At 43.3% G+C, this 12,559-nt stretch carries 13 protein-coding genes; 9 read left to right on the forward strand and 4 right to left on the reverse strand.

From position 1 onward, the window contains the following. Positions 1-79 precede the first annotated feature (79 nt). The 5 genes from PAP_RS02565 (at position 80) to PAP_RS02585 (ending at position 5,592) form a co-directional block, all read left to right on the forward strand. Positions 80-835: a glycerophosphodiester phosphodiesterase family protein gene (locus PAP_RS02565; protein ID WP_048164554.1), complete on the forward strand. Its 756-nt coding sequence runs from the start codon at positions 80-82 to the stop codon at positions 833-835. 72 nt (positions 836-907) lie between these two features. Then, positions 908-2,383 carry a glycerol kinase GlpK gene (gene glpK / locus PAP_RS02570; RefSeq protein WP_048164555.1) on the forward strand — a complete coding sequence of 492 codons (1,476 nt, stop codon included), beginning with the start codon at positions 908-910 and terminating at the stop codon, positions 2,381-2,383. A 121-nt stretch (positions 2,384-2,504) separates the two neighbouring features. Continuing rightward, positions 2,505-3,998, forward strand: coding sequence for an NAD(P)/FAD-dependent oxidoreductase (locus PAP_RS02575; RefSeq protein WP_048164556.1), 1,494 nt, complete (start codon positions 2,505-2,507; stop codon positions 3,996-3,998). After that, positions 3,995-5,242: an NAD(P)/FAD-dependent oxidoreductase gene (locus PAP_RS02580; RefSeq protein WP_048164557.1), complete on the forward strand. Its 1,248-nt coding sequence runs from the start codon at positions 3,995-3,997 to the stop codon at positions 5,240-5,242. The genes PAP_RS02575 and PAP_RS02580 overlap by 4 nt, the downstream gene beginning before the upstream one ends. After that, the gene (locus tag PAP_RS02585) at positions 5,239-5,592 is read left to right on the forward strand and encodes a DUF1667 domain-containing protein (protein ID WP_048164558.1); all 354 of its coding nucleotides are present in this window, start codon (positions 5,239-5,241) and stop codon (positions 5,590-5,592) included. The genes PAP_RS02580 and PAP_RS02585 overlap by 4 nt, the downstream gene beginning before the upstream one ends. On the opposite strand, the gene PAP_RS02590 is transcribed toward PAP_RS02585, so the two are convergent. The 4 genes from PAP_RS02590 to PAP_RS02605 form a co-directional block, all read right to left on the reverse strand. After that, positions 5,589-6,434 carry a hypothetical protein gene (locus PAP_RS02590; RefSeq protein WP_144367981.1) on the reverse strand — a complete coding sequence of 282 codons (846 nt, stop codon included), beginning with the start codon at positions 6,432-6,434 and terminating at the stop codon, positions 5,589-5,591. The two genes, PAP_RS02585 and PAP_RS02590, sit on opposite strands and share 4 nt — an antisense overlap. Positions 6,435-6,555: 121 nt before the next feature. Continuing rightward, the gene (locus tag PAP_RS02595; protein WP_048164560.1) at positions 6,556-6,762 is read right to left on the reverse strand and encodes a hypothetical protein; all 207 of its coding nucleotides are present in this window, start codon (positions 6,760-6,762) and stop codon (positions 6,556-6,558) included. Continuing rightward, entirely contained in the window at positions 6,755-7,465 is a 711-nt protein-coding gene (locus PAP_RS02600; RefSeq protein WP_048164561.1) for a PrsW family intramembrane metalloprotease, read from the reverse strand. The genes PAP_RS02595 and PAP_RS02600 overlap by 8 nt, the downstream gene beginning before the upstream one ends. A gap of 181 nt (positions 7,466-7,646) precedes the next feature. Further along, a complete protein-coding gene (locus tag PAP_RS02605; RefSeq protein ID WP_048164562.1) occupies positions 7,647-8,348 on the reverse strand; it encodes an HAD family hydrolase in 702 nt (233 codons plus the stop codon). Positions 8,349-8,602: 254 nt separating this feature from the next. Here PAP_RS02605 and PAP_RS02610 point away from each other — a divergent pair, with 254 nt between their 5' ends. The 4 genes from PAP_RS02610 to gcvPB all read left to right on the forward strand — a co-directional run bounded on the left by PAP_RS02610 (position 8,603) and on the right by gcvPB (position 12,545). Then, on the forward strand, positions 8,603-9,220 hold the full coding sequence (locus PAP_RS02610; protein ID WP_048164563.1) for a DOMON domain-containing protein: 618 nt from the start codon (positions 8,603-8,605) through the stop codon (positions 9,218-9,220). A gap of 21 nt (positions 9,221-9,241) precedes the next feature. Next, the gene (locus tag PAP_RS02615) at positions 9,242-9,598 is read left to right on the forward strand and encodes a hypothetical protein (RefSeq protein WP_048164564.1); all 357 of its coding nucleotides are present in this window, start codon (positions 9,242-9,244) and stop codon (positions 9,596-9,598) included. 81 nt (positions 9,599-9,679) lie between these two features. After that, positions 9,680-11,035, forward strand: a complete 1,356-nt coding sequence (gene gcvPA / locus PAP_RS02620; protein WP_048164565.1) for an aminomethyl-transferring glycine dehydrogenase subunit GcvPA — start codon at positions 9,680-9,682, stop codon at positions 11,033-11,035. Between the two features lie 10 nt (positions 11,036-11,045). After that, on the forward strand, positions 11,046-12,545 hold the full coding sequence (gene gcvPB / locus PAP_RS02625) for an aminomethyl-transferring glycine dehydrogenase subunit GcvPB (protein WP_048164566.1): 1,500 nt from the start codon (positions 11,046-11,048) through the stop codon (positions 12,543-12,545). Positions 12,546-12,559: the final 14 nt, after the last annotated feature.

A 12,559-nucleotide genomic window follows, 5' to 3' on the forward strand; every position in this document is an offset into this window, starting at 1 on the left:
ATGAACAGCGCTCTTCAATAAACACAAAGCACAAAAAAGCTTTTTAGTTTGAAATGCCACTTTTTACCGGGCGATTAAAATGCCGAGATGGGATGAAAAGGGCATTTTAGTTTTAGGACATAGGGGCTTCATGTCAAGATATCCTGAAAATAGTATATTGGCTTTTCAAGAGGCAATGAAAGCGGGAGCGGATGGAATAGAGCTTGATGTTTGGCTGACAAAAGATGGAAAGGCAATAGTCATGCACGATGAGAGCATTGATAGGACATCTAACTTAAGTGGAAAGCAGAAGGATATGACCATTGAAGAAATTAAAAAAGCGGATTTAGGAATGGGGCAGAGAATCCCAACGCTTGAAGAGGTTTTTGAAGCCCTTCCAAAAGATGCTTTAATAAACATAGAAATTAAGGACATTGATGCTGCCCAGGAAGCTGTTAAAGTTGTTCATGCCTTTGATGCTCATGATAGGGTCATGATTTCATCTTTCAATGTTGGTGCTCTTAGAAAAGTCAGGGGATATGATAAAGATGTTCGTTTGGGTCTTTTAATTGGTGATGAAGGAATAGTTGCTCGGATTCCAAAGCTTAAGGAAGAGCTCAACTTATATTCAGCAAATGTCCCGATGGAAGCCATTCCAATTATTGGCTTTAATAAGTTCAAGCAAGCTTTAATGTGGGCGAAGAGCTTAGGGCTGAAGATTGTTCTTTGGACAGAAATCGATGATCTTTACTATCAAAACGACAATTTAAAACGCTTGATTGGAATTTTTGATGTTATTATTACGGACGATGTTGAAAGAATGGTTAACTATCTGAAGAGCCTGGGGTTGAGATAGCTCTTTTTTCTTCCTTTTTGGGCGAAGCCTTAATATAACTCTCTGTACATCTCTTTCTTTTGGTGGTCATTGATGGACAAGGTTATACTTTCTCTCGATGAAGGAACAACAAGTGCGAGAGCTATAATCTTTGACAGGGAGAGCAATATTCTTGGAGTGGGGCAATATGAGTTTCCCCAATACTATCCAAAGCCTGGATGGGTGGAGCACAATCCAGAGGAGATATGGGAAGCTCAACTCAAAGCAGTAAAGGCAGCCCTTGAGAATGCAAAAGTTTCCCCCGAGCAGATAGCTGCGATTGGAGTTACAAATCAGAGGGAAACAACAATAATATGGGACAAAAATGGAAAACCAGTTTACAATGCAATAGTATGGCAGTGCAGGAGAACCGCTGAAATGGTAGAAGACATAAAGAGGAACTATGGAGAGATGATAAAGGCAAAGACGGGCCTGATACCGGACGCCTATTTCTCAGCTTCGAAGATAAAGTGGCTTCTTGACAACGTCCCGGAATTGAGGAGAAAAGCAGAGAAAGGAGAAGTGATGTTTGGGACGATTGACACATTCTTAATATACAAGCTCACGGGTGAGCATGTCACGGATTATTCAAACGCTTCTCGTACAATGCTTTTCAACATTAAAAAGCTTGAGTGGGATGAGGAGCTTTTAGAGATATTCGGGATTCCGGATGCTATTCTGCCAGAGGTAAAAGAATCGAGTGAAATTTATGGCTACACGAAGCTTTTTGGAAAGGAACTTCCTGTCAGTGGAGATGCAGGGGACCAGCAAGCTGCTTTGTTTGGCCAAGCGTGCTTTGATGAAGGAATGGTAAAAGCAACTTATGGCACCGGGAACTTTATCTTGGTGAACACTGGAAAAGAGCTCCGCTATTCAAAGAACCTGCTAACAACGATTGCATGGGGCTTTAGTGGAGATGTAACTTATGCACTTGAAGGAAGCGTGTTCATAACAGGTGCAGCTGTGCAGTGGCTTAGAGATGGAATAAAAATCATTAAAAGCGCAGCGGAGACAGAGGAACTTGCCTCAAAGCTTGCATCAAATGAAGGCCTCTATTTTGTGCCAGCATTTGTTGGACTTGGTGCCCCCTATTGGGATCAGTTTGCGAGGGGTTTGATCATTGGAATAACGCGCGGAACATCGAGGGAGCACTTGGTGAGAGCAACGCTTGAAGCTATAGCCTACTTGACAAGGGACGTTGTGGAGGAGATGGAAGAAGAGGTTCCCATAAAGGAGCTTAGAGTTGACGGTGGAGCAACGGGAAACAGCTTTTTAATGCGGTTCCAATCAGACATTCTAGGAAAAAGGGTCATAAGACCAGTTGTTCAGGAGACAACAGCTTTAGGAGCTGCTTATTTAGCGGGCTTAGCCGTTGACTACTGGGAGAGCTTGGAGGAAATTAAAGCTCTTTGGAAGGCTGAGAAAGTCTTTGAGCCTAAGATGAGCGAAGATGAAAGAGGGCGTTTATACAAAGGGTGGAAAGAGGCGGTAAAGAGGGCTTTGGGATGGGCCAAAGTAGTTGGAGTGTAGTTTTTCTTCGTTTTCTGCTTTTTGACTCTTATTGAAAAATTAGCCTTTAGTGCCTCTAGAGTGCAGGAAAATATTTAAACTACGGTTCATTTAACATTAGAGTTAGGTTGGGGGTGTAATTATGAAAACCAAAGTGGCTATAATCGGTGCGGGAATAAGCGGTGCAAGCATTGCGAGAGTTCTCAGCAAGTACGAAAATCTTGAAGTTCACTTAATAGAAAAGTCTCCAGACGTTGGTTGGGGCGTCACCAAAGCTAACACGGCTCTTATTCATGGAGGTTATGACGATGATTCTGAGAAGTATCCACTAAGAGCAGAGCTTTGTATAAAAGGCAATCGTTTGTGGCACCAATGGGTTAAAGAGCTGGAAATTCCCCATATTTGGAACGGTGCTTTAATAGTTGCTCTCAAAGAGGAGGACTTTGATGAGCTCGAAACGCTCCTTGAGAGGGGACAAAAGAACGGCGTTCCTGAAATGAGAATGGTTGGTAGAGAAGAAGCTTTGGCTTTAGAACCAAACTTAAATCCCAATGCTCTTGGCGGCCTATGGGTGCCAATTGTCGGTCAAATAGGTCCAATTCCAGCGGTTATAGCGATTGTTGAAAATGCTGTCGCTAACGGTGTAAAACTGCATTTGGAGACAGAAGTCAGGGGAATAAAAGTTGAGAATGGAGAAGTTAAAGGTGTTGAAACTAATAATGGCTTCATTGAAGCTGATATTGTAATCAACGCAGCTGGACTCTATGCAGATGAAATCTCAAAGATGGCTGGAATTGACTACTTTGAGATTCATCCACGAAAAGGTGAGTACTGGATTTTTGATGAAGATGCTGGCCCCAAACCTAAACGAGTTCTCTTCCCAACTCCCACCCCAATAAGCAAGGGTGTCGTTGTTACAACTGAAATAAGCGGCCATTTAATGATTGGCCCAAATGCTCAAGATTTGCCCAGGAAGTATAAGAGCGACACGGGCACAACGAGAGAAGGTCTTGAAGAAGTGTGGGAAAAAGCTAAGCAGCTCTGGCCTAAGTTGCCCCCAAGGAGCAAAGTCATTAGAACTTTCGCTGGCTTGAGACCAGAACCAGCTGAGGGAGATTTCATAATAAAAGCAGAGGATGAAGTCTTTGGCTTCATAAACGTCGCTGGAATTCGCTCACCGGGATTAACCTCTGCTCCGGCAATTGCATACTATGTAAGGGATATAATAGCTAACGATTTAGGTGTTAGGCTGAAAGAGAAAGAAAAATGGAACCCATATCGCAAAGAGATTACACACTTTTTCATGCTTCAGCCGAGCCAAATCAATGAGCTCGTCAAGAAGAACCCAGCTTATGGTAAAATCGTTTGTAGGTGCAACAAGGTTAGCGAAGGGGATGTTTTAGAGGCTATTAAAAGGATGAAGTTTATTGGAGTTAAAACTCCCTCAGTTGATTCAGTTAAGTTCAGAACGAAAGCTACAAGTGGAACTTGCCAAGGAAGCTTCTGCAAAGTGGTGATAGTCCAATTGCTGGCAAGAGAATACGGAGTTCCTCCATGGAAGGTCACTCTCAAAGGGAAAGGAAGCGAGATTGGGATTGGAGACGTTAAAGTCCTCTTAAGGGGTGAGGTTCAATGACTCAAACTCTTCAATATGATGTCGTTGTCGTTGGAGGTGGCCCAGCTGGCTTAGCTGCTGCAGTTAAGGCTAAAGAGCTCGGCTTAAATGTTCTTCTTCTCGATGAAAATGAATATCTAGGTGGAATACTTCCCCAATGCATCCACCCGGGCTTTGGTCTTCACTACTTTAGAGAAGAGCTAACAGGTCCTGAATTTTCCCATCGATTTGTTCAAAAAGTAAAGCAGCTTGGAGTTGAATATTTCACTAGCGCGAGAGTTTTGGAGATAAGGAACTATTCAAACTTGGAAAAGGTCGTTCTATTTACGTCTCCAAAGGGAGTTTTTGAAGTGTGGACAAAGGCGATAATTTACGCGGCTGGAGCGAGGGAGAGACATCAGTTTGAAATTGGAATCACGGGAGACAGAGTTGCTGGGATTTACACAGCAGGAGAAGCACAGACGCTCATGGACATTTATGGTGTAATGCCGGGCAAAGAGGTCGTTATAGTTGGCTCTGGGGATGTTGGTTTAATAATGGCACGCCGCTTTTCATTAGAGGGTGCTAATGTTAAGGCAGTGATTGAACTAATGCCATATCCAGGAGGATTGGCGAGAAACGTTATGATTCTTAGAGATTTCAACATTCCCCTCTTCTTGAGCCATAAAGTCATAGCAGTGAAAGGAAAAGGAAGAGTAGAGAAAGCTGTTGTTGTAAAAGTTGACGAGAACTTGAGAGAAATCTCCGGGACTGAATTTGAGATTGAATGTGATACACTAGTTATTTCAGCAGGGCTTATTCCTCAAGTAAAGCCATTGAAAAAGATAGGCGTTTTAATAGACCCGGCAACTGGAGGGCCTATAGTGAATGAACTTTTAGAGACCACGGTTCCGGGGATATTTGCTGCAGGAAATACGTTGCTCATAAATGATCTCGTAGATTATGTTGCAGAACAAGGTGAGTTAGCAGCATATGGAGCAAAGATATTCATTGAAAGCGGTGGAATTCCAAGCAAAAGGTGGATAAAGATAGAGAGAGGCGAAAATATAAGATTGCTCGCTCCACACTACCTCAGCGGTGAGAGGGACGTTTACATCTATGCGAGGGTCAAAAAGCCCATGGAGGATGCGGTGCTCAGATTCCCTGAAATTAATAAAAAAATTAATCTTCCAGTTGTGAAGCCTGCAGAGATGCTCAGAATAAGGCTCAAGAAGGAGGAGATAGCAAAAGCAGGGGACAGGATTACCATGGAGGTGGTTCAATGAGCCCTAAGGTTTACCGTTTCACGTGCATCGTCTGCCCTCTCGGCTGTACCTTAGAAGTTGAAATTGAAAACGGAAAAGTCAAAGGATATACCTGTCCGAAAGGGAAGGAGTGGGCGATTGAGGAGGTCACAAATCCTAAGCGTGTTGTTATGAGTGTGATTAAGGTAAAAAATGGTAAGCTACCAACGGTGAGCGTTAAAACCGATAAGCCAATACCAAAAGCTAAAATCCCTGAGCTCATGAAGCTCCTGGCGGATTTGGAAGTTGAGGGCCCTGTTAAAGTGGGCCAAGTGATTCTTGAGAACCCTCTTGGTTTGGACACTAAAATAGTTGCAACGAGGGAGGCTTAGCCCTCTTCCGCTGCTTCACTTTTTAGTTCCTCCACCCAAGAGGGAAGGGCGAACTCATAGTTGAAGACTATTGTTGAAGTACTGACCTTCTCATAGCCCTCTCCGGAGCTTTCAAAAGTCGTCCTCACCTTTTTCTTGAATTCCGCCTTTACGGGCCTCATCTTATCGTCAACCCATATCCTGCCCGTTACATTGCTAGAAACCCCTCTCTTCAGGGATTTTTCATAATCCTCCATGGCCTGCTGGGGCACTTTTGGGGACTCATCGTATTCAATGTGACCCTCGATGGTGAGGACGTAGAGCTTTCCATCCCTTTCAACGGAGGTTACCGTGCTGTTCGAGATTATGGCTTTCAGTTTGTTCCCCAAAATGTCGTGTATCTCTAAGGCCATCTCAAGGTACTCCTCCTTTGTCAGGTTCGTGCCGAGGTATTTCCCGGTCTCCTCATAGAGCTCATCCAGGGTGTAGCTTAATGTGTTTGTTAACACCACCCCACCATCGTTTTTCTCAATCTTCAGATAGAATCTGGCCCCATCGAAGTATCCCCAGGATCTGGTGCCCTCGTGGGAGCTGTCATGGCTCGCGTTAAATTCCCCAAATGAGAAGAATACCTTGTTTTTCCTGTCGATACCTCCCAGAGTATAAAGAGTATAGGTCCTCTTTGAGCCATCACCACTCACAAGTTCCTGCACTTCCGTCATCTCATAGGTATAAGCGTCGATCTGGTCGATGGCGTTGAGGATGCCCTCTTTTGTCGGCACCTCTTCTTGAGAAACGCACCCAAGGGAAACAACCAATAACACCAGCACTCCCATAATGAAGACCTTTCTCACAATGGTCACCAAGATTACTATGAAATGGAAATATTTATATTTTGCGTCACATTAGGAAAATGATTAAGTTTCAAAAGAAGCAAATCCTCTATTGTGCCCGTTTATAAAATGGCAAAAGAGAATTAAACGATCAAAATGCTTCGAACTTCTGAAGAAAAATCCTTAAATCCGTCTTAAAGGGCTCTTTTGCCTTTGATATTTCCTCTTCAATGAGCGCTTTGAATTCTTTGTCATCCGAAGCCTTTGAGTAGAGTTCATTAACTTTAGTCTTAAGCTCCTCAAAATACTCTACATAAGGTCTTGCTTCAAAAAGTGCCTTTTCGATTTTCTCATTCATATCTTCTCCCTCCTACAAACCAATACCACCACATTCTTTCCAAATCCTCCCTTTGGCCTGCCATTACAAAGTACCTTATCAAAGCGACGTTTATGAAAATTAAAAGCACTGTAAATATATAATACGCAGGAATCTTTAGCGTCATAAATGCGAAGTAGTCCCAAAGGAAGTGCAGGAAGATTGCTAAAGTGAAGTAGCTTGTTACTGAGTGTATCTTTCCTTCAGCTTTTAATCCATAGCCGACTCCTATTATTGCACTCCAAGTTGCGTGGGCAAAAGGCGTTAGGAATGCCCTGACTATTGTGCTCCCAACACCATAGCCCAGTCCATATAAGAAGTTCTCGGTGGCTGCAAACCCTAAGCCTGCAGCAACGCCATAAACGACGCCGTCCATAATGCCGTCCATTTGATTAGCTTTGAATGGGAGCCTTATTGCCAAAGCCTTTGCAGGCTCTTCAACTACCCCTGCAACTAATGCCATGTAAAAGACCGTCGCCGGTAATAAAGAGTATCCAAACTCTCCTTCCACCAAGAAAGCCTCTAAAATCATTGCAATTCCAACAGAAAGCGTTGCTCCCAATAGGAATGTCCCAATAACATATTTCTTTGGCTCTGGCTCGTATTTATCCTCATGGTAGAAATACCAGAGCAGTGCTAATGCAGGTGCGTAGGCAAAGAAGATTATCATACTGAGTACATCCATACTACCACCAAAAAGAACTATGGCCTTTTGGATTTTAAGCTTTGTTGAAATTAAATAAAAAGAAAAGCCTAACAGTTAGAAGAGTACACATCATGCCTTATCACATCAAGGGGATTCTTTTTTGTGATTAATAAACGGGTGTAATGTCCAATGCTTCTGTGAGATTACACTCTGGATGGAGTTATTGAGGATTTTCTTGAGTATTTGAGCTGTGATTAGCTCTTTCTGCCTCTACTCTCTTTATCACATCAAAGATACTCCACAAGTCTTGGATAACATGCAGGTGTGGAATTTCATCTAAAGTCCTTTCATCCACGTATTTTCCTGTCATGGGAAAGTAGTACCACACGTATTCGGTGTTCTCATCCCCCCTTCCAATGAAGCGCCACGGTTTATCATCCACCCAGATAAAAATCTCATCACCGTATTTTTCTCTAACAATTTGAAATGCCTCACAAAGCGTTATCTCTCTCCCAAAGACTATTACATCGTCAAAAAGCTTATAAAAGCCGTTGAGTTTTAGTCTGTGCTCCTTCATCCCGTCCACGAAGTCCTCAGCTGAGAAGGAAATAACAATGTGTCCCTCCTCCTTAAGCCGCCTTAAGAGCTCTTTTGAATCATCCAAAGGTTTCGTTAACCTGGCCCTCTCCTCAAACCAAGTCCTAAAAAAGCGCCACTTAAAGAAAAATGGTTGCTTAACATTTCCGCTGTGCTTTCCAAACTTTGGCTTCTCAAAATACAGCTCAATTTTCGTTAGGATTTTAGCCCAAAATCCCTTAAGCGGGAGCCAGGAAAAGTGTTTCTCTAATGCTCCCCTAAAAGCTCCCTCTATCACAGAATAGCTGTCCACCAGTGTTCCATCGTAGTCAAAGGCAATTATCATAGGCACCACCTAATTTTGCCACTGGTAACATTTTAATGTAAATATTTAACTTTTTCTTAAAAGTTCTTCATAGTTGTTGTTTATGAAAAATGATTAGTTGCGTTCTCTTAGACGGTGCCCAATCTACAGCTCTGTTGGAATTTCAGCATGTAAATGATTACTGGTCTTTCTTCATCACTTTGTGGGTTAAACTAAGGTGAAAATTGTCAAAATCTATAAATATTTCAAGGCATGACTTTAATTAGGGGGACTTAATGAAAAGAAGGGTTCTTGTCTTACTGGGCCTGCTTTTGGCAGTGGTCGCATTTAGTGGATGCACAAGCTATAGCTCAGAAACAACGTCTCCAACAACATCGATTCAAGAATCTCCCAAAGAGTTAGGGGAGTGGAAAGCTGATGGCATCATAGATGAAAAAGAATACGCCCACGAACTTTCGTTAGCTGGTGGAAAGCTCATCGTTTATTGGAGAAATGATGATGAGTATTTATACATGGCTTTAAAGGGGCAAACCACTGGATGGGTTGCCATAGGATTTGAGCCTACACAATCTATGAAAGATGCGGATATGATTTTTGGGTGGGTAAAAGATGGGGAAGTAACTGTTTTGGACCTATACTCCACCGGCACATATGGTCCACATCCGCCCGATGAGAATCTTGGAGGGACTAACGACATTTTAGAGTACGCAGGGAAAGAAGAAAGTGGTTATACAATCATAGAATTTAAGCGCAAATTGAATACTGGAGATCAGTACGATAAAGCCTTTGTGAGGGGGCAGACGATAAAGTTCATCTTTGCAATGGCAGATGATGACGAGTTTACTTTAAAACACAATGTGGCGAGGGGCAGTGGAGAACTAGTACTTGATTGATATTCCTAGGGTGATAATTAGATGGTTGCTCCCTATCAAATACATGCTGTCCTTCAAATTTTAGCTTTTCTTTTCCTACTCGTTGCGGTTTACTACGCTAAAGCTCATAATATGGAGATGCACCACCGCTTTATTTACATTGCAGTAGGTTTAATGACGATAGCAGTGATTTATATGGTTTACACCACAGGTGGGATTCCTTCACTCCATGGAAGAATTGGGGTTGGAGTATACCTCTACGTTTTGGTCACTGCATTTAGCGGAAAGTTATTCTTAAGGGGCAAAATTGCAAGGAGACAACATAGAGCATTAGCTATCGGAGCTCTGATTTTGCTTGCCTTACAGATACTCTCTGCATTATATACCTTTGTTTTCTAAGCTTTTCTTTAAACTTTTTAACGCAAAGCATATATTCCATAGACGAGAAATGTTTAGATGCAGATTTAAAAGGTGATGCCTATGGGAAAGCATTACATACCAAATTCGGCGCATAAAGAGGAAATGCTCAAAGAAATCGGCTTCAGTAGCATTGATGAACTTTTCTCCGATGTTCCAAAGGAAGTTTCATACGAGTTTAACTTGCCAAAAGGAAAGAGCGAATACGAGGTATTCCTCGAAATGAACGAGATGCTGAGCAAGAACAAAACCGCTTTGGAAGTGCCCACATTTTTAGGGGCTGGAACTTACTTCCACTATGTGCCAGCTCACGTGAAATATCTAATAGAAAGAAGCGAGTTCTTAACCGCCTACACACCCTACCAAGCTGAAATCAGCCAGGGGATGCTCCAAGCTCTATTTGAGTATCAAAGCCTAATCGCGGAGCTAGTTGGGCTTGAAGTGGTTAACGCTTCGATGTATGACTGGGGGACTGCTTTAGGTGAAGCAGCACTAATGGCCGCAAGAGTTACCAAGAAAAAGAAGTTTGTGGTTCCAAAGCACTTAAGTCCTGAGAAAAAGAGTGTTTTGAAGACTTACGTCGATGGTCCAGGTCTTGAGATAGAGTATGTTGATTGGAATGAAAATGGACAAATGGACTTGGAGGACTTAAAGGAGAAAGCTCAAGGAGCCGCTGGTGTTTATGTAGAGATGCCAAACTTCTTCGGACTTATCGAAGAGGATATTGCTGAGATTGGAGAAATTGCCCACGAGAATAAAGCACTCTTCGTTGTCGGTGTTGATCCAACGAGCCTTGGCGTTTTAGATGCGCCCGGCAATTATGGTGCCGATATTGTTATAGGTGAAGCTGCACACTTTGGTAATCCAATGAACTTCGGTGGACCAAGGGCTGGAATCTTTGCCGTTAGAAACGACAGGAAACTCATTAGGCAGATGCCTGGAAGAATAATAGGAATGACAAAAGATGCTGATGGAAAGAGGGCCTTTGTTATGACGCTCCAAACCAGAGAGCAGCACATAAGGAGAGCTAAGGCAACATCGAATATATGCTCCAATGAGGCCTTAGTAGCTGTTGCGGCAGCAATTCACATAGCGTCTCTTGGACCAAAAGGGCTCAAGAGGCTTGGTGAGGTTATTCTCAAAAACACAGCCTACTTTAAGAAGCGCATAAGCGAGGTCGCTGAAATTCCATTTAACGGAATAAACTTCAAGGATGTTCTCGTTAAATTTGAGGTTCCCTATGATGTTATTCACGAGCGCCTTCTTGAGAAGAATATTCACGGCGGCTATTACTTAAAGCAGCACTTCCCAGAGCTGGGTGAAAGCGCTCTCTTTGCAGTGACAGAGACAACAAGGAAGGAATGGATAGATGCACTGGTGGAAGCGATTGGAGAGATAATAGGAGAGGCTGAGCTGTGAGGTGGTAAAGATGTTCAGACAAGCTAAATGGAACGAACCTCTAATTTTTGAGCTCGGTGGTAAGGGAAGAATAGGATTTACGCTCCCTGAGCCAATTGAAGATGTTGACGTCCAAATTCCTGAAAAGCTCAAGAGGAAGAGCTTAGAGCTCCCAGAGCTCAGCGAGCCGGAGGTAGTTAAGCACTATACAAACTTAAGCGAGATGAACTACGGCGTTGACAACGGCATTTATCCCCTCGGCTCATGTACCATGAAGTACAACCCAAAGATAAATGAAGAAATTGCCAACCATCCAAAAGTTGCCTTTATTCACCCATATCAGGACGAGAAAACGATTCAAGGGGCTCTACAAATAATGTATGAGCTCGAGCAGTGGCTTAAGGAAATAACAGCTATGGATCGTTTTACCCTACAACCAGCGGCTGGTGCAAATGGTGAGTTCACGGGAGTTATGGTAATTCGCGCTTATCACCTTGATAGAGGAGAAACTCAAAGGAACGAGATAATAGTCCCAGATTCAGCTCATGGAACTAACCCCGCGAGTGCAGCTGTGGCAGGCTTTAAGGTCATTGAAATACCCTCAAATGAGCAAGGAATGGTTGATTTGGAAGCTTTAGAAAATGCTGTGAGTGAAAGGACTGCTGGCTTAATGCTAACAAATCCCAACACGTTGGGCATCTTTGAGGAGGACATCTTGGAGATTGCTAAGATAGTCCACGATGCTGGAGGACTGCTCTATTATGATGGTGCAAACTTAAACGGTATCTTAGGAAAAGTTAGGCCCGGAGACATGGGTTTCGACGTTGTTCACCTCAACCTGCACAAAACATTCTCAACGCCTCACGGTGGCGGAGGTCCCGGAGCCGGACCAGTTGGTGTAAAAGAGTTCCTCGCTCAATATTTGCCTGTCCCAGTTGTGGAGTATGATGGGGAGAAATACTACCTCAACTACGACCTTCCAAAGAGCATCGGCAAGGTTAAGGAGTTCTACGGCAACTTTTCAGTCCTCGTGAGGGCTTTAGTTTATCTTAAGACGATGGGTCGTGAGGGGCTTAAAGAGGCAAGTGAAATAGCAGTTCTCAATGCCAACTACCTAGCTCAAAAGCTCAAGGGAACGAGAGGTTACGAACTACCTCACAAGGAGCTTAGGAAGCACGAGGCAGTCTTTAGCGCAGAGCCTATGAAAAAGGAGACAGGGGTTAAAACATTGGACGTCGCGAAGCGCCTACTCGACTTTGGCCTGCACGCCCCAACGATTTACTTCCCGCTTATTGTGCATGAGGCTTTGATGATTGAACCAACAGAGACTGTTTCAAAGGAGGAGCTCGATGCTTATGTTAATGCGCTCAAGAAGATAAGTGAAGAGGCCTACACCAACCCCGAGATAGTTAAGAACGCACCCCACAATACAGCTGTTAGAAGGGTGGATGACGTAACAGCAACAAAGAAGCCGATAGTTACGTGGCGCATGTACAAGGAGCTCAAAGAAAAAGGGGAAGTTGATTATTAGAGATTTGTCTTTTT

Source organism: Palaeococcus pacificus DY20341, assembly GCF_000725425.1.
In the GTDB taxonomy this organism is placed as follows: Archaea; Methanobacteriota_B; Thermococci; order Thermococcales; family Thermococcaceae; genus Palaeococcus; species Palaeococcus pacificus.

Excerpts from the sequence above, each read along its gene's own strand:
- PAP_RS02565 (WP_048164554.1), top strand. The coding sequence starts at position 80 with ATGCCGAGATGGGATGAAAAGGGCATTTTAGTTTTAGGACATAGGGGC.
- glpK (WP_048164555.1), top strand. The coding sequence starts at position 908 with ATGGACAAGGTTATACTTTCTCTCGATGAAGGAACAACAAGTGCGAGA.
- PAP_RS02575 (WP_048164556.1), top strand. The coding sequence starts at position 2,505 with ATGAAAACCAAAGTGGCTATAATCGGTGCGGGAATAAGCGGTGCAAGC.
- PAP_RS02580 (WP_048164557.1), top strand. The coding sequence starts at position 3,995 with ATGACTCAAACTCTTCAATATGATGTCGTTGTCGTTGGAGGTGGCCCA.
- PAP_RS02585 (WP_048164558.1), top strand. The coding sequence starts at position 5,239 with ATGAGCCCTAAGGTTTACCGTTTCACGTGCATCGTCTGCCCTCTCGGC.
- PAP_RS02595 (WP_048164560.1), bottom strand. The coding sequence starts at position 6,762 with ATGAATGAGAAAATCGAAAAGGCACTTTTTGAAGCAAGACCTTATGTA.
- PAP_RS02600 (WP_048164561.1), bottom strand. The coding sequence starts at position 7,465 with ATGGATGTACTCAGTATGATAATCTTCTTTGCCTACGCACCTGCATTA.
- PAP_RS02605 (WP_048164562.1), bottom strand. The coding sequence starts at position 8,348 with ATGATAATTGCCTTTGACTACGATGGAACACTGGTGGACAGCTATTCT.
- PAP_RS02610 (WP_048164563.1), top strand. The coding sequence starts at position 8,603 with ATGAAAAGAAGGGTTCTTGTCTTACTGGGCCTGCTTTTGGCAGTGGTC.
- PAP_RS02615 (WP_048164564.1), top strand. The coding sequence starts at position 9,242 with ATGGTTGCTCCCTATCAAATACATGCTGTCCTTCAAATTTTAGCTTTT.
- gcvPA (WP_048164565.1), top strand. The coding sequence starts at position 9,680 with ATGGGAAAGCATTACATACCAAATTCGGCGCATAAAGAGGAAATGCTC.
- gcvPB (WP_048164566.1), top strand. The coding sequence starts at position 11,046 with ATGTTCAGACAAGCTAAATGGAACGAACCTCTAATTTTTGAGCTCGGT.